The 16736-nt window shown below is 37.2% G+C and carries 12 protein-coding genes; 9 read left to right on the forward strand and 3 right to left on the reverse strand.

Features of this window, described 5'->3' with window-relative positions:
* The first annotated feature begins 105 nt into the window (after nt 1-105).
* The 3 genes from GJU32_RS23670 (at nt 106) to GJU32_RS19465 (ending at nt 7710) form a co-directional block, all read left to right on the forward strand.
* Nucleotides 106-228, forward strand: a complete 123-nt coding sequence (locus GJU32_RS23670) for a hypothetical protein (RefSeq protein ID WP_274381834.1) — start codon at nt 106-108, stop codon at nt 226-228.
* 152 nt (nt 229-380) lie between these two features.
* Entirely contained in the window at nt 381-1688 is a 1308-nt protein-coding gene (locus GJU32_RS19460) for an HD domain-containing protein (protein WP_155593583.1), read from the forward strand.
* A gap of 625 nt (nt 1689-2313) precedes the next feature.
* A complete protein-coding gene (locus GJU32_RS19465; RefSeq protein WP_196426745.1) occupies nt 2314-7710 on the forward strand; it encodes a collagen binding domain-containing protein in 5397 nt (1798 codons plus the stop codon).
* Between the two features lie 182 nt (nt 7711-7892).
* On the opposite strand, the gene GJU32_RS19470 is transcribed toward GJU32_RS19465, so the two are convergent.
* Nucleotides 7893-8549 carry a class A sortase gene (locus GJU32_RS19470; RefSeq protein WP_155593585.1) on the reverse strand — a complete coding sequence of 219 codons (657 nt, stop codon included), beginning with the start codon at nt 8547-8549 and terminating at the stop codon, nt 7893-7895.
* Between the two features lie 88 nt (nt 8550-8637).
* A complete protein-coding gene (locus GJU32_RS19475) occupies nt 8638-8823 on the reverse strand; it encodes a 2-hydroxymuconate tautomerase (RefSeq protein WP_004231516.1) in 186 nt (61 codons plus the stop codon).
* A gap of 166 nt (nt 8824-8989) precedes the next feature.
* Between GJU32_RS19475 and GJU32_RS19480 the strand changes: the two genes are divergently transcribed.
* Nucleotides 8990-9508 carry a YwhD family protein gene (locus GJU32_RS19480; protein ID WP_155593586.1) on the forward strand — a complete coding sequence of 173 codons (519 nt, stop codon included), beginning with the start codon at nt 8990-8992 and terminating at the stop codon, nt 9506-9508.
* 334 nt (nt 9509-9842) lie between these two features.
* On the opposite strand, the gene GJU32_RS19485 is transcribed toward GJU32_RS19480, so the two are convergent.
* On the reverse strand, nt 9843-11915 hold the full coding sequence (locus tag GJU32_RS19485; protein ID WP_155593587.1) for a transglycosylase domain-containing protein: 2073 nt from the start codon (nt 11913-11915) through the stop codon (nt 9843-9845).
* A 318-nt stretch (nt 11916-12233) separates the two neighbouring features.
* Between GJU32_RS19485 and speB the strand changes: the two genes are divergently transcribed.
* From speB to argS, 5 genes are all read left to right on the forward strand, one after another.
* A complete protein-coding gene (gene speB, locus GJU32_RS19490) occupies nt 12234-13106 on the forward strand; it encodes an agmatinase (RefSeq protein WP_155593588.1) in 873 nt (290 codons plus the stop codon).
* 277 nt (nt 13107-13383) lie between these two features.
* Nucleotides 13384-13659 (forward strand): hypothetical protein, encoded by a 276-nt coding sequence (locus GJU32_RS19495; RefSeq protein WP_155593589.1) that lies wholly within the window; start codon nt 13384-13386, stop codon nt 13657-13659.
* 24 nt (nt 13660-13683) lie between these two features.
* Nucleotides 13684-14316 (forward strand): membrane protein insertase YidC, encoded by a 633-nt coding sequence (gene yidC / locus GJU32_RS19500; protein WP_155593590.1) that lies wholly within the window; start codon nt 13684-13686, stop codon nt 14314-14316.
* A 160-nt stretch (nt 14317-14476) separates the two neighbouring features.
* Nucleotides 14477-14908 carry a YwiB family protein gene (locus tag GJU32_RS19505; RefSeq protein ID WP_155593591.1) on the forward strand — a complete coding sequence of 144 codons (432 nt, stop codon included), beginning with the start codon at nt 14477-14479 and terminating at the stop codon, nt 14906-14908.
* Entirely contained in the window at nt 14908-16575 is a 1668-nt protein-coding gene (gene argS, locus GJU32_RS19510) for an arginine--tRNA ligase (protein WP_155593592.1), read from the forward strand. Before GJU32_RS19505 ends, argS begins: the two co-directional genes overlap by 1 nt.
* Nucleotides 16576-16736 lie beyond the last annotated feature (161 nt).

Consider the following 16736-nt stretch of genomic DNA (forward strand, 5'->3'; position numbering starts at 1 on the left):
CGCTTTTCCCGCAGGAGTCGCCGCCCTTCGTTCCAATCAACTTCTACATAAAGAAATCCATATTCATATGTGATAAAAAGTAAAATTTCGAGGTGATCAACTATGATGACGAAAAATCAAATCAATGAACGTGAACAATTAGAAATGTTAACGATTGATCAATTAGTTCCTAAAGATCATTTAGTGCGAAAACTAGAGGCTGCTATTGATTATTTTGAGCATTTTTAAGTTGCTGTGAATATTAGACCGATAGAAATTTACAATAAATAGACATATGGCGAAAAAAGGTTGTTAGTATCTATAGAAAAAAGTTAATAAGTATGCTAGTCCTAGATTAATCGCATATAATAGAACTATAACAAAATGGGGGTGCTATACAAATGACATATGCAAACGCTAAATTGCAAGAAGAAAAGGTATTTAAAGACCCTGTTCATCGGTATGTACATGTTCGAGATCAAGTGATATGGGATTTAGTGGGTACAAGAGAATTTCAGCGTTTACGTAGAATTCGTCAGCTTGGTACCACATTTTTAGTATTCCATGGAGCGGAACACAGTCGCTTTAGCCATTCTCTTGGTGTTTATGAAATTGTACGACGCATAGTAGATGATATCTTCGTAGGTCGCCCAGATTGGGATGAAGGTGAAAGATTATTAGTATTATGTGCAGCCCTTTTACACGATTTAGGGCATGGTCCATTTTCACATGCCTTTGAAAATGTTTTTGAGCTTGATCATGAATACTATACAAGGCAAATTTTATTAGGTGATACGGAGGTAAATGCCGTATTAAAAAAAGTAGCAGATGATTTTCCAGAAAAGGTATCACAAGTGATTGAAAAGACGTATCCAAATAAGCAAGTCATCAGCTTAATTTCAAGTCAAATTGATGCTGATCGTATGGATTACTTACAGCGTGATGCTTATTTTACAGGTGTTAGTTATGGTCACTTTGATATGGAACGGATTTTAAGAGTGATGCGTCCGCGAAAAAACCAAGTGGTCATAAAAGCAACAGGAATGCATGCTGTGGAAGACTATATCATGAGTCGCTATCAAATGTACTTGCAAATTTACTTCCACCCTGTATCACGAAGTGCAGAGGTTATACTAAATAACATTTTAAAACGAGTAAAACAATTAAACGTGGCAGGTTATACATTTAAGCATGAACCTACTCACTTCCTAGCATTTTTCCGTAATGCGATTACGCTAGAGGATTATCTTGCATTAGACGAGAGTATACTTTTTACATATTTTCAACTATGGATGCAAGAGGAAGATGCTATTCTAAGTGATTTAAGTCGACGCTTTGTTAATCGTAAGCTATTCCAATACATTGATTTAGATCCAGGGGTTGAGTTAGATAAATATCAAAAACTTCAGGAGCTTTTCAAGCAGGCAGACTTGAATCCAGATTATTATCTTGTTCATGATACAACGGCAGATTTGCCATATGATTTTTACAGACCTGGGGAGGAAGAAGTGCGTGTGCCCATTTTTTTAGAAATGAAAAATGGTGAGCTACGTGAGCTTTCTCGTGAATCCATTATTGTTGATTCCATCTCAGGTCGTATGAAAAGAGACCATAAAATCTATTTTCCATTAGATATTTTAGAGGATGATTCCACACATTCAGCCATTAAGCAGCAAATACTAACGTTGTTAAGAAAAGACGGAAAATAAAATATATATGAGTAAAGCAGTAAACACGTTCAATTAGAACGATTGTTTACTGCTTTTTTTGTATAAATATATGATTTGTTTAGAAATTGTTCAGTACCGTTAGTTATAATGTAGCGAAAATAATAAAAGGGGGGTGAGGCCCATTATTCAAGATATCGCAAAAGTAATGTTTGTAAAACAAAGAGTGAAAAAAACCATTTGTTGTTAATTCTAATGACCTATATTAGAATACTTATTGGCCATTATTCACATTGGCACCATGTTAATAGAAGGAAAGAGGGAGCAACCGATTGTTTGTAGCATTCCTTTCCTTAACATCGAAAGGATGCAATCGTCACAAACATTTATCTTGATTCAATAGAAGGCTCCTCCTCTATAGGGGGAAAGAATGCTTGTTTCTTTTTTAGCAAGTGTTTAAACGCCCATTGAATTAAGATAAAGCCCCAGCGGATGTCACAGATTTTGACAAGAGGTCTGTACGACACAGGAGTAACCGTTGTCACAGGACGTGACCATTTTAGGTTAATCTCCACTCGTCAGCTCAAAAAAATCTAGACGCAATTACGTCGAGGCGTAATTGATAGCTCTCTACCTATAGGAAAAGAGGAGCGATATGAGGAAAAAGATGAACATCGCAATGCTGACCATGTTGTTAGTGTTTCAAACACTACTTAGTCCACTGTCAGTATTTGCAGCAGAAGCCCCTTCTACACCACCGGTCGACAAAGACAATGTTACAGATTTAACTAAGGGAGGTACTGATGAAAACCTCTCTACATCACCAGTCGACAATGGCACAGATTTGATAGAGAGTGATTCTAATGAAGAAGACCTTTCTACAAATCAGCCAGAAAACGAAGGCACTGAGCAAGTCCCAGAAGGAGAAATTGCTGAAGATGTAGGCGATGCTAGTAAAGAAGAAGATAAAGATGAAGAAACAGCAACTGATGACTCGGCAAAAATAGTGCCGTTGAATGTGGGACCGCCTGATCAAGTTGTCGATAGAGATGGTGAAAAATTCAAAGAGCAGATCGTTCTAACAATTGATGGTACACCTGTAACTGGTACATCAGTTGAAGGAAAAGTCGGTGACACAATAAAATTTAGAGTAGATTTATCATTAGAGCCCGGGCATACCTATGGTGAAGGTTCTATACTGACTTACGAATTACCAGCACAATTTTCAGGGTTAACTGGTAATAAACAGCTATTTTATAATGGTGAAGTAATTGGAAAAGTGGCAGTTTCAGGGCAAAGTGTTAGCATTACATTTACAGATGCTATTCGAGATGAAAAAGGTGTAGGTACACTAGTTGAAGATATGTTTTTTGAAATTACAGGAACTCTACAATCTGCAAATAATAGCTGGTCAGAAACAATACAAGTACCAGGTTTCCAAGATATTACGCTTGATTTCACACCAGTAAGCAAAGGTTCAGCCATTACTAAAAGTGGTGTTGCAGATAATGATGCAAAAAATAGCGAATACATTACATGGACTGTAGATGTAAATACGAATTTAGCTGTTAATACAGATGGTGGTACAACAACATTTACAGATACACTGACGGGTGCTCATACATTTGATTCTATCGAATCAATATCAGAGCTAAATATATCTCCAAATGGTGCTATTACAGAAGGGGCAAAAATAACACCGTTACCTACTATTGTCGGAACAACAATGTCATTGGAGTTGCCTAATAAAGCACATACAGGTTACCGGATTGTCTACAAAACAAAAGTGAATGATTTAGGTATCATCCCACCAGCAAAGTTTGATAACACCGCTAGCTATAATGGGATAACAATTCCGAAGGTAACGGTAGAGGTTGGTTTCGACACACCTTTAGAAAAAATAGTGTCTAAGCCAAAGGTAGAATCTCAAGGTGTAGTAACTACTGAATGGACAATTAAATATAATCATAACAAGCGTACAATTCCAGCTGGCTCAGCAAAACTATCTGATACATGGACTACGGGTCATGAATTATATGGTAGTGTAGAAGTATATAAAAATGGCTCTCTAACTCCTGAAACTAGTGATAGCTACAAAGTTACTAGCAAAACAGATGGTCTAGGTTTTGATTTGGAGTTCCAAGATGGAGTGGCAGATGCGTATACAATTAAGTATAAAACAAAGCCAGATACTAACACTTATCCAACGACAAACCGTACTATAACAAATACAGTAACTCGTGAAGACTTTACGGACCATACTGGTTTAAAGAATAAGGTCGACACGACATACTCTCCAGAAATTTTCGTATTAAATAAAACAGCTGAAGGTGTTAATTACGAAGCTAAAACAATGGATTGGAAAATTGTTGCGAATCAAGCGAAATACACATTAGCGGTGGGTACAATATTTACTGATACGTATGGAGGGTCATACCTTACACTAAAAGATGGACTAACAGTTAAAGCAGGAGGAATCACTTTAACAGCGGGTACTGATTATGAATTAGTTAAAACGGATGATACAGTTGATGGGCAAACAAGAGAAACCGGATTTGTAATTAAATTGTTAAAATCTGTTAGTGATCAAATGGAAATTGAGTATACAACCGACTATGAAATTAAGGATACTGGTACAAACACGCGTGTATACAAAAACCAAGTAACATTAAGTGACACGGGTATACCTAATTTCGGAACATCTACAGATTCAGCTACTCAAGATATTGTAGGTGAACAAAAAGCAAATGGTAAGAAAACAGGCTCTTACAATTATGAAACAAAAACATTCCATTGGGATGTAGAGCTAAACTTTAACTACAACACTATAACGAATGCGATATTTAAAGACATATTACCAGCTAGTCAAACAGTAACAGAACTTAAAGTAGTAAAAGGTACGTTGAGTGCAGGAGGTAATTTTGTGCCAAGCACGGATCCGAATGATACGAAAACGATTGATGTTACAAATATAAAAAATGAAATTGTCCTTGAACTAGGCACGATTACAACCCCTTATAAAGTGACTTACCAATCGAAAGATGCGAATGCTGTGTATCCTCATGGTTCCCTTATTACGATTAGCAATGAAGCAAAATTATTCTCACAAGGTAACGAAAATTCACCTAATGCAACATGGCATAAAGATGTACCAGTTGCACATACAGAAAAAATCATAGACAAAAAAGGGACATCAACATCAACTTCACCACAAGTAAATTGGAACTTTAAATTTAACTATGCACAGTCACAATTAAGCAATATTGTGATTACAGATACAGTTGGTAAAATTGATGGCGACCCAGCACAGTTAATTTTAAAAGATTCATTCAAAGTGTGGGAAATGAATTTTAAAGGTACTGACTCAACACCTGTTAAAGGTCAGCAAGTTACGTTAACAGATGAAAACTTAACAGTTGATACAGTAGCAGGAACGTTTGAATTAAAATTACCAAATGGCGATAAGGCGTACTATGTTGAGTATTCTACTGTGTTTATGGGACCAAGTGGCAGTAAGGTAGATAACATAGTAAATGTTAGCTACGTAAGTGAAGAAGGAAATAGCGGTTCTAGCGTGGTTAATGACCTTGTATTCAAATATGATGCTGGTGGTAAAGTTGGAACAGTACCATTCGTTATTTTAAAAACAGACGCAGCAACAGGCATGCCTATGGATAACGTTAAATTTGATTTATATGGTCCATATACAGGTAATACGTTATTAACATCTGGTTTGACTAATGCTGATGGTTATTTAAACTATGGATTAAAACTGGCACCAAGCGCAAATGCAACTAAGAAATACAAAGTAGTGGAAGAAACACAAGTTGGTTACGAACCTCTGACACAAGAGTTTGTGCTTGATCGTGATAAAATTGAAAAATCGGGTAAATATGCTGGTTATCAAGTAATCAAAATTGAGAACAAGCCATTAACAGGTTTTAAATGCGACAAATTTGAATTAACGATATACGATGTTGACGGAAATAAAGTTAACAATGAAAAAGTAAAATTAGTGAATAAAACAACAGGTGTAGAAGAAGAGTATACTGTAACAAATGGCACAATGATATTTAAACGTGAAGCTGCGGTATCAGGTTCAGAACCTATTCTTCAGGCTGGTAAATATGATGTTATTTATGATGGTGAAACGTTAAAAGAGATTACAGTTGAATATAATGACATGTGTAATGCTGAAATCCAACCAGCACCAAAATGTGAAAACTTCACAATTGTTGTGAAAGATGAGCAAGGCAATATTCGTAAAAATATTACAGAACTAACATTAAAGCAAGGTACAACGGTGGTGAAAAAGGTATCACCAGGTGCAGAAGGTAAGTTTATTGTTGATTCCAATAAAAACAATCCTGCAGATGGTGTGAAACCAGGTGAATACACATTGTACGAGGGCAATCAATTCTTAGGAACAGTCGTACTAACATATATGAAAAGCTGTGATTATGAATTTACAGTTATACAAGCACCGAAATGTGAAACATTCGAATTAACTGTCAAGGATGTTGATGGAGAATTAGTAGCTGATAATACTGAAGTAACGATTAAAGATATATCAGGTAAGACGGTAGCTACTGAAAAAACAAAAGATGGTAAAGTAGAATTAAAAGATTTAGAGCCAGGTGTTTATCAAGTGTTTGATAAGGATGGCAATAAAATTGGCGATTTTTCAAGCAATATTAATTGTCAAGCAGTAGTTCAACAGAAACCAGCTTGCGACCGCTTTACAGTAGAGCTGAAAGATGAAAATAATGTATTGGTTAAAGCGGGTAAGGATGTTGTCATTAAAGATAAATCTGGCAATGTTATACCGACAGTGATAGAAGCAGATGGTAGTATGACTTTTGCTTCTGAAGATGTACCAGCAGGTGAGTATCTAGTATATGACAATAAAGTTTATTTAGGTAAAATTGTAGTTTCCTATAAACTAACTTGTAAAACAGCGTTAACAATTGCTCCTTCTTGCCCAGACTTCACATTAACAATTAACAACATGTATGGTCAGCCACGTGTAGGCGTGAAAGTTACCATTACAAGTGAAGATGGTTTAGCAGTAGAAGAAAGTGGTTCGCCAGAGTTTGTTACAGATAGTAAGGGTCAAATTACAATTAGTAATTCCATAATTAAGCCAGGTAAGTATATTGTTAGAGAGAACGGTAAAACAATTATTGGTACAGTTATAGTAGGTAATACATGTGAGGCTAAAATACAACCGATACCACCTACTACAGATCCAAATAATCCAGATCCGGGACAGCCAGTAGATCCGAACAATCCAGATCCGAATAAACCGGTAGATCCGAACAATCCAGATCCGAATAAACCGGTAGATCCAAACAATCCAGATCCAAATAAACCAGTGGATCCAAACAATCCAGATCCAAATAAACCGGTAGATCCAAACAATCCAGATCCAAATAAACCGGTAGATCCGAACAATCCAGATCCAAATAAACCGGTGGATCCAAACAATCCAGATCCAAATAAACCGGTGGATCCGAACAATCCAGATCCAAATAAACCGGTAGATCCAAACAATCCAGATCCAAATAAACCGGTAGATCCGAACAATCCAGATCCAAATAAACCGGTGGATCCAAACAATCCAGATCCAAATAAACCGGTGGATCCGAACAATCCAGATCCAAATAAACCGGTAGATCCAAACAATCCAGATCCAAATAAACCAGTAGATCCGAATAATCCTTCGACTCCTGGTGATGGTGGTACATCTGTACAAAATATCATTGATCAAGGGAAACAACTGCCACCATACAATCCATCTAACGCAACAAAAGATACGTTAGATGCTTATAAAGATTTCCTTGATAACTATAGTAAGCTATCAAAAGATCAGCAGGCTGAGGTAGCTCAATCTATTGATATTAATAAAATCAAAGCAGATGCAGAACGCTTAGAAGCGCTGTTAAGAGCACAAGGGAAATTACCGCAAACAGATGGAGCGAATCAAACAGCTCTTGTATTTGTCGGTTTACTTCTTGTATTTGGAGCAGTTTGGTTAATGCGTCGTCGTCAAACAGAGGCATAATAATAAAAAGAGGCTGGGACAAAAAGAAAAAATGTTAGACCGATTGTATTTCGGTCTAACACTTTTTTGATTTAGGAAGGAACACTCTATTCATTGAAGCAAAAAAGTTATTATCTGTTTTCGCTATTTTTCAAAATAGTCGAGTTCTGTCCCAGCCTCTTTTTGTGTAGACATTGAACATTTTAAAAGGTTCCTTTGGCATTTTCTAATGAATAGCTTTGAACAAAGTCTGCTTGTATAGCCAGTCGTTTGGAACCTTTCTCTGCACAAGTAATCAATGTTAATGTAGTTTGATCAGGAATATCATCAATGATATAAACATCTGTTGCAGCGATGATTTTTTTCATTGATAATTTATACTCATATACATCCGTCATATTCGTGACATAAATGATGTCGCCTACCTGCGCTTGATAGAGTGGACTAAATAAAATATTTTTATCCTCAAAATAATGGCCTGCCAAAGCATAGTTCCCCTGACCGAGCTGTTGATTGGGTTTCATTGTACCGGCTCCAATGGCAAGTACAGAATTCCCAACCCCCTTTAAAACGGGCAGTTGCATATGTACGCTTGGAACGGCAATACTTCCGATAACAGGCAAATCGCTTGCCTTAAGCTGTGCTTGGAGTACTTCAGCAATGGATAGTGATTGTACGGCATCAAACTCAAAATCAGCATCGGCTTGATTGTTATTTTCAATGTCCTCTGCACTGTAATCAGTTGTATTTAATTGGTCACTCAAATGAGCAATAATAGCATTTTGAAGCGGATTAATAAAAATTAATAACAGGCCAATGATTAGTACACCAATGAGCAGGGCCAGTTTAAGTTTATTCATTTTGTACATCACATCCTAGTAAAAAATGATGGCGTGGTTGTAAATTTAAAAATGGGCAGAGCACTAGGCCACTCTACCCGTTTTCATCTTATTTATCACTAAAACGGACCCCTGCAACGCCGTAATGGTTTTTAGACATTTCTTCGATAAAAACTGTTACATTTTCTGCAGGTGCATTGACTGTGCGAGAAACGGCCTCTGTTACTTCCTTTACAAGGGCACGTTTTTGTTCCTCTGTACGACCTTCAAGCATTTTCACTGTTACGTATGGCATAATATTGCCTCCTTTATAGAATAATGTTGTATAGTTAGTTTATAAGAAAGTATAAACTTCTTACTTGCGTTGAGGCATATACGCGATGTCGAAAATTGTGTTTAATATGACAAAAAGTGCGTCGATATGCTTTCCTTTATAATAGCAGAACGGAGGATATTTAAGTATGACAAATGAAGAAAAACCAAAACAAAAAATGGGCTTTACCATTATAAAAAATGATCCAACAGATGGGCATAAAGGGTTTGGAATCGGTTCACTTTCATTAGAGAATGTATCGCCCGTTATTATTGATGTAGAAGAAGGAACGGCTTCTGTTGAAATCGGTGCAATGCATGCTCGTAGTGACGTTGAGCGAGGGATAAAATTTACAATGGACCGTGCTGATTCTGAGGGTGGAAAACCATATTGGTTAGTGTGGGTGACGATAGATCATAAAGAAGATGGACCATATTATGCGGGTGTAACAGCTTGTGAAATGATAGTGAACCGTGAAAAAAGACGGGGCTATAAAATTCTAGCTGATCATGTGAACAAAATGGATAAATCCATGAAGCGTCATATTATTGTAGAGCATATGGATGCACCGTCTAAAAAAGTATTGGCTACTTTCCTAGAGCAACTTAATCCGGAGCTATGGGGACGTAGTGATGAACAATTGCGTCAAGATTTATTTGTCGAATAGACCTATAATGATTGAACAATCTGTGACATTTTGCGATCACTTTCGATATTAGGTTGAAAGTGGGTTTGAAACAAAGTAAACTTGAGGCAGAGCTTACATTTTAGTAAGCTAGGACACTTGGTATCGCGAATGTGATGAGCGCTATGCGGCATTTGAACAACCCAAGCCAAATGCCCCATGATGCTCATACTTCGCTTACCATAAAAAAGAAAAGCTTTCTGTTCCCACGGACACGTTTCCGGGGAAGAGAAAGCTTTTCTTATTTTTTTATATCAGTTACTTTGTCGAGAGCCTTCATAAAATAGAACGTGTTATGATTGAAAAGGTTTCCGAGCTATTGTTTATTTTTTTCTTCGCCTTTAAAAAGTGAGAAGGGCAACATGTTCCAAAATTCTCCCCATGTATTACTGTCGAGAATATCGAAGTTTGTACATTTTTCAGTAGGTACATCCTTCGCCTCTATATAGACAAGACGTTGTTTAGGACAAGCATCAGTCGCAAGTTTACCTGTTTCGATATCAATGACAACGCCTTCTACACCTTTAGGTTTTTTGAAATCCTCATTTTTCGTCCCTTTATTGACATTCTCCATAAAGTCAATCCATATTTGCTTTGTGGCAGCAGTATCTTCTTTTGTTGTAAGGTTTTTACCTTGGTCATAGCCATTCCACACACCAGCGGTTAGATTCGGTGTAAATCCGATTAGCCATTGGTCACTATTGGTAGAACCTGATTTAGCTGCATATGTGTGTGTCATACGAGAGCGAATACTAATTCCCGTAGCAGGTGAGTAATCACTGAAAACTGGGTCAAAAATACCTGTCATCATCTCTGTTAAGATGTAGGCATTTTCTTTTGAAATGGCCGTCTCTGTTTTGCCCGTAACACCTTTGTTTTCATAAATAACGTCACCGTGTGCATTTTTAATGGACACAATGGTTGTTGGGATTGTTTGCTGTCCTTGTGACGCTAAAATATTATAAGCATTCGTCATTTCATATAACGTCGTTTCAATAGTTCCGAGTGCGATTGATAAATTATCCTTCGCCCCAATCCCTACACTAAATCGGTTTGCCATATCATGAAATTCTTTGAAGCCAATGTCCTCTAATGTTTTCACTGCGTAAATATTATCTGAAATCGCAATCGCTTGTGCCATAGTCATATCGTGATCAGCAAACTGACCATTCACGTTTTTAGGTGCATAAGTTCCACGTCCATTATCATAAGTAAAGGTTGTTTCACCAACATCTAAAAAAGTAAGGGGTGTGTAGCCATTTTCTAGTGCTGCTGCATATAAAATGGGCTTAATAGTAGAGCCTGGTTGACGTTTAGCCTGTGTGACACGATTAAAGGAACTTACTGAATAGTCACGACCTCCAACTAATGCAGTGACAGCACCGGATGTAGATTCCATACTAACGAACGCTGTTTGGAGATCATTCGCAGGCATGTTTTTCGCTACAGCCTCTTCGGCAGCTTTTTGATGTTCAAGATTAAGCGTTGTTTGAATCGTCCAACCACCTTCACTAATATCGAGGTTTTTTGATTTTAAAATTTCACTTGCCTCTTGCCATGCCACATCAAGGAAATAAGGGGCAACAGATTTTGTTGCAACCCAACTATCATTTTTTAAGACGAGCTGTTCATTTTCAGCACGGGTTTTTTCCTCTTGAGTAATAGCACCTTGATCTCCCATTAGTTTTAAAATAACGTGTTGTCGATTCGTTGCCTTTTCTAAATTGGCAATTGGTGAATAGATGCTTGGTCCTTTTGGTACACCTGTTAACATTGCTGCTTCTGCAAGTGTTAAGTCAGCAGCAGATTTACCGTAGTAAAATCGACTGGCGGCTTCTACGCCATACATGCCATGGCCGTAGTATACGGTATTTAAATAGCCTTCTAGTATTTCATCCTTGTCATAAAAAACTTCTAATCTATAGGCATACAGAGCTTCATTTAATTTACGTGTCCAAGATTTCTCGTGGGAAAGATAAAGGTTACGTGCATATTGTTGCGTAATTGTACTAGCCCCTTGTACTTTTCCACCGGCCTTAATATCCACTAAAATGGCACCAGCAATACGTGAATAATCAAAACCACTATGTTTATAAAAATCTTTATCCTCAACAGCGACTACTGCTTCTTTTAAATAGGGTGACATCTCATCTAGACTAACCCAATAACGTCGTTGATTTGTAAAGTGATCTCCAATTTGGTTCTCATGTTCATCTAGGAAAATGGAAGCTTTCGGTACGGTTAAAGGGGGTGCACCAGCCATTTGAACATAGATGCGTAGTGCAACAAATGCTACGACAATTGCAGATGCAAAGGCAACAAAAAGAGTAAGGGTTTTACGTGTGCGCTTTACACGCTTTTGCTTTCGATGATAGCTTTTTCGTTCCATCCGACTTCACCTCGTTTTCTCACAACTTCGAACTTAGCTTTAGTATGTGTTCGAACATGCATCTTTAATCGAAATTCTAACTAAAAACTATTGCACTTTATTCAAAAACATCTATACTTTTTTTGTACTACTTGAAATGATAGCATTCGACAGAAAAATCACGCCTTGTAGATTTTAATCGAAATTTGCTAGACATTCCAATAATGTATACGAGGATGAAAGGATACAGGTTTCATTACAATCCTGTAAGCCATAATAGAAGAAATTTAAGTAATGTACTATTAAAAACAATATTTTAATAATAACGGAGGGCTAACAATGAGATTTGATGAAGCTTATTCAGGAAATGTTTTTATAAAAAGTCATCCTACTTATGAGGATGCACAGGCAGTGATTTATGGAATGCCAATGGATTGGACTGTAAGTTACCGTCCTGGATCACGTTTCGGTCCACAGCGTATCCGTGAGGTATCTATTGGTCTTGAAGAATACAGCCCATATCTAGATCGTGAGCTTGAGGAAGTAAAATACTTTGATGCAGGCGATATCCCACTACCTTTTGGGAATGCACAACGTTCATTAGATGAAATTGAAAAATTTATTGAGAAATTAGTAGCGGATGGCAAAATTCCTGTCGGTATGGGTGGGGAGCATTTAGTATCTTGGCCTGTGATGAAGGCTGTATCTGCAAAGTATGATGATCTGGCTATCATTCACTTTGATGCTCATACGGATTTACGTGTGGAATATGAGGGGGAGCCATTATCTCACTCAACGCCAATTCGCAAAATTGCAGAACATATCGGACCGAAGAATGTTTATTCATTTGGGATTCGTTCAGGAATGAAAGAAGAATTTGAATGGGCAAAGGAAAACGGTATGCACATTTCAAAATTCGAAGTGCTTGAACCGTTAAAAGAGGTTCTACCAACATTAGCTGGACGCAATGTTTACGTAACAATTGATATCGACGTTTTAGATCCAGCACACGCACCAGGCACTGGTACAGTAGATTGTGGCGGTATTACATCGAAAGAATTACTAGCTTCGATCCACGCTATTGCAGCAAGCGGAGTAAATGTTGTAGGTTTTGACCTAGTAGAAGTAGCACCTATCTACGATACATCAGAAATGACAGCAAACACAGCCTCTAAATTATTACGAGAAATGATTTTAGGCTGGGTAAAATAAGGAAGACTTTATAAAGGTTGATATGAAGCGGTTTGAGTGGGGTTTAGCTATGAGCTAGCCCCACTTTGTATTTTTATCTCAATTAATAGCTATAAAATAATTATTCGGATATTTCATTTTCTGAAAAAAATATCGAAAATTGATCAAACTATCTGCTTGTTTTATTTGTTAACTATGGATGTACTAATATAGTAAAAATTTTATCATGTGGATTTATTTGACTCATTATTCATAATACGAATATAATTTTTGTAAATAAAAGGGGAGGAGGAGTATTATGATTTGGTCAGTTCTCATTAATGATCTATCCATCTTTATCAGTACAATGGAATACTTTTGGCTAGTTGCTTCTTTGGTTTTAACTGTTTTAAGTGTTCATTTACACCTATACTTTGCCAATAAAATAACAGTTCAAGAACTGAAAGATGAAGAATTTGAAATTGACTATGACATCACAAATACTTGGACTCCACCTATGCTAACGTGGTTTGTACTGTGTATTAGAACGTCAGAAGACAATGAGGAAGAAAGTGTATCTCCTAGTTTAATTTAGATTTTAAAACTAGGAGGAATAGCATTGTTTACTTTTTTAACACAACCTATCATTTACTTGATTCATTTCATACATTCTTTTACAGGAAGCTATGCGATTAGTGTCATTGGCATTACGATTGCAGTAAGGTTAATTCTTATGCCGTTATTTATTCAATCGGCAAAGCACCAGAAGAACTCGAAAGAATTAATGACGTCAATCAAGCCTGAATTAGATGAACTTACTGCTAAATTGAAGAATAGTAACGATGAATCTGAAAAACAAATGGTTCAACATCAAATTCAACAGTTAACATCAGATTCATTGAAAAGTACTCTAGTAGGTTGTTTACCAATCATCATTCAATTACCTATATTATTTTCACTGTACTACGCGATTAAGTTAGATGCTGTCATTGCAAGTGAAAATTTCCTTTGGATGAATTTAGGTACGATAGATAGTGGGATTTCGATTATTGCTTGTTTAATTTATTTCATTCAAAGCTGTATCACTTTAGAGAAAAATCAACCAATAAATATGAAGGTTATGGTGTTCATTAATCCAATCATGATCCTCATTTTCAGTCTGTTTAATCCTGCGATTATTCCAATCTATTGGACAGTTAGTGCTTTATTATTAATAGTTCAACAATTGATCATAAAAAAATGGTATAGATAGAATGACAGACAATCCTCTCTTTCGATAATGTGAAGAGAGGGTTTTTATTTTCTGTAATAAACTCGTTTCGGTGCTCTACATGACTTCTATCTTGAAAAAACAATGGTATTCATCCTATAATAAAAAGGTTATAGTAAAAGATTAAAAAGGAGCGTCCGTTATGGCGAACGAAGTAAGATCGCAAGTGAACATTAAGCTCATTTCTACGATTCGTCCAAGTGATGGAGAGTCCGAAAGTTTTGAAATGTGGCTCAAAGGGCAGCTACTTGAAAAAGCAGGAAGCTTGTATTTGAAATATGAAGAGGTGCAGGAGGATAAAACCGTCCGCACTACGATGAAGTTAGGTCATGAAAAGGCATTGATTATGCGTGCTGGAGCTGTCAATATGCGGTTACCACTTAACATAATTGAACAACAAAGAGGGCATTATGAGAGTGAGTTTGGTTCAATGCCCCTCGTTATAGACACGAAAAAAATGATGTTTACGAAACAGGCAGTAAGCGGAGATTTCCATGTACAGTACGATTTACTAATGGGTGGGCAATCCGTTGGCAACTATACATTAGATATTACATTTACGGAGGTACAATGATGAACGCAGTAGAACAAGTACAACAGGCTATTAAAGCAGCAATAGCTAAGGCTGTTGAAAAAGCAGGCTTAGTTGAGGCTGGCACAGAATTATCGATTCACTTGGAAACACCAAAGGATAAAGCGAATGGTGATTATGCAACAAACATTGCGATGCAATTAACAAAGTTAGCTAAAAAGCCACCTCGTGCGATTGCGGAAGCTATTATAGAAAACCTTGATACGGCTGGTACAGACATTGAAAAAATCGACATTGCTGGACCTGGTTTCATGAATATCACAGTGCGTAAAGATTTCCTAACAAGTGTAGTTACACAGGTTCTTGAGCAGGGTGTTGACTATGGTCGTTCGAATGCTGGCGTAGGGGAAAAGATTCAAGTGGAGTTCGTTTCCGCGAATCCTACAGGCGACCTGCATTTAGGGCATGCACGTGGAGCATCTGTCGGCGATTCATTGTGTAATGTATTAGATATGGCTGGTTACAGTGTCTCTCGTGAATACTATATTAATGATGCAGGGAATCAAATTAATAACTTAGCATATTCATTAGAAGCACGTTATAAACAAGCATTAGGCTTGGATGCTGAAATGCCAGAGGATGGGTATCATGGCCAAGATATTATTGACATTGCAGGTAAGCTAGTGAAAGAGCATGGCGATGCGATTCTATCAAAATCAGAGGAAGAGCGTTTTGCATTCTTCCGTCAGCACGGTTTAGCGTTGGAATTAGATAAATTAAAAACAGATTTAGCAAACTTCCGTGTAAACTTTAATGTCTGGTATTCTGAAACGTCACTTTATGAAAACGGTAAAATCGAAGTAGCATTAGATAAATTAAAAGCAAACGGTCATGTGTTTGAAGAGGACGGTGCAACGTGGTTCCGCTCAACAACATTTGGTGATGATAAAGACCGTGTATTAATTAAAAATGATGGTTCTTTCACATATTTAACACCAGATATTGCTTACCATGAGGATAAAATTGTCCGTGGCTTCGATAAACTAATTAATATTTGGGGAGCTGACCACCACGGCTATATCCCACGTATGAAAGCAGCGATTCAAGCACTTGGCTATGATCGTGACACATTAGAAGTAGAAGTTATTCAAATGGTTCAGCTTTATAAAAACGGTGAAAAATTCAAAATGTCTAAACGTACAGGAAACGCAGTTACAATGCGTGAGCTTGTGGAAGAGGTTGGCTTAGATGCAGTTCGTTACTTCTTCGTGAAAACAGCGGGCGACTCTCATATGGACTTTGATCTAGATCTTGCTGTATCTCAATCCAATGAAAACCCAGTGTACTATGCGCAGTATGCACATGCACGTATTTCATCCATTTTACGTTCAGCAAATGAACAAGGTTTTGCTGCAACAACAGAACATCTTAACCTGTTAACAGCAGAAAAAGAAATTGATTTACTGAAAAAAGTGGGCGATTTCCCAAGAGTGGTAGCTGAAGCTGCGAAACACCGTACACCACATCGTATCGCAAACTATATTCAAGAAACAGCAGCTGCTTTCCATAGTTTCTATAATGCGGAAAAAGTATTAGATGCTACAAACAAAGAGTTAACAGAGGCTCGCTTAGCATTAATTACGGCTGTACGCACAACAATTGCCAATGCGCTACGCGTAATCGGCGTATCTGCACCAGAAAAAATGTAATACCATTTTTAGCCCCTAACATGTGTTAGGGGCTTTTTAAATGGAAAAATTTTGAAAGTGGTGGATAAAACAGAAAAAGTGACGGATAGTATTTCGAAAGTGACGGATAGTATTTCGAAAGTGACGGATAGTATTTCGAAAGTGACGGATAGTATCTAGAA

Source organism: Lysinibacillus cavernae, assembly GCF_009724685.1.
In the GTDB taxonomy this organism is placed as follows: domain Bacteria; phylum Bacillota; class Bacilli; order Bacillales_A; family Planococcaceae; genus Lysinibacillus; species Lysinibacillus cavernae.

Coding starts and splice junctions, on each gene's coding strand:
- GJU32_RS23670 (WP_274381834.1), top strand. CDS start 106: ATGACGAAAAATCAAATCAATGAACGTGAACAATTAGAAATGTTAACG.
- GJU32_RS19460 (WP_155593583.1), top strand. CDS start 381: ATGACATATGCAAACGCTAAATTGCAAGAAGAAAAGGTATTTAAAGAC.
- GJU32_RS19465 (WP_196426745.1), top strand. CDS start 2,314: ATGAACATCGCAATGCTGACCATGTTGTTAGTGTTTCAAACACTACTT.
- GJU32_RS19470 (WP_155593585.1), bottom strand. CDS start 8,549: ATGAATAAACTTAAACTGGCCCTGCTCATTGGTGTACTAATCATTGGC.
- GJU32_RS19475 (WP_004231516.1), bottom strand. CDS start 8,823: ATGCCATACGTAACAGTGAAAATGCTTGAAGGTCGTACAGAGGAACAA.
- GJU32_RS19480 (WP_155593586.1), top strand. CDS start 8,990: ATGACAAATGAAGAAAAACCAAAACAAAAAATGGGCTTTACCATTATA.
- GJU32_RS19485 (WP_155593587.1), bottom strand. CDS start 11,915: ATGGAACGAAAAAGCTATCATCGAAAGCAAAAGCGTGTAAAGCGCACA.
- speB (WP_155593588.1), top strand. CDS start 12,234: ATGAGATTTGATGAAGCTTATTCAGGAAATGTTTTTATAAAAAGTCAT.
- GJU32_RS19495 (WP_155593589.1), top strand. CDS start 13,384: ATGATTTGGTCAGTTCTCATTAATGATCTATCCATCTTTATCAGTACA.
- GJU32_RS19505 (WP_155593591.1), top strand. CDS start 14,477: ATGGCGAACGAAGTAAGATCGCAAGTGAACATTAAGCTCATTTCTACG.
- argS (WP_155593592.1), top strand. CDS start 14,908: ATGAACGCAGTAGAACAAGTACAACAGGCTATTAAAGCAGCAATAGCT.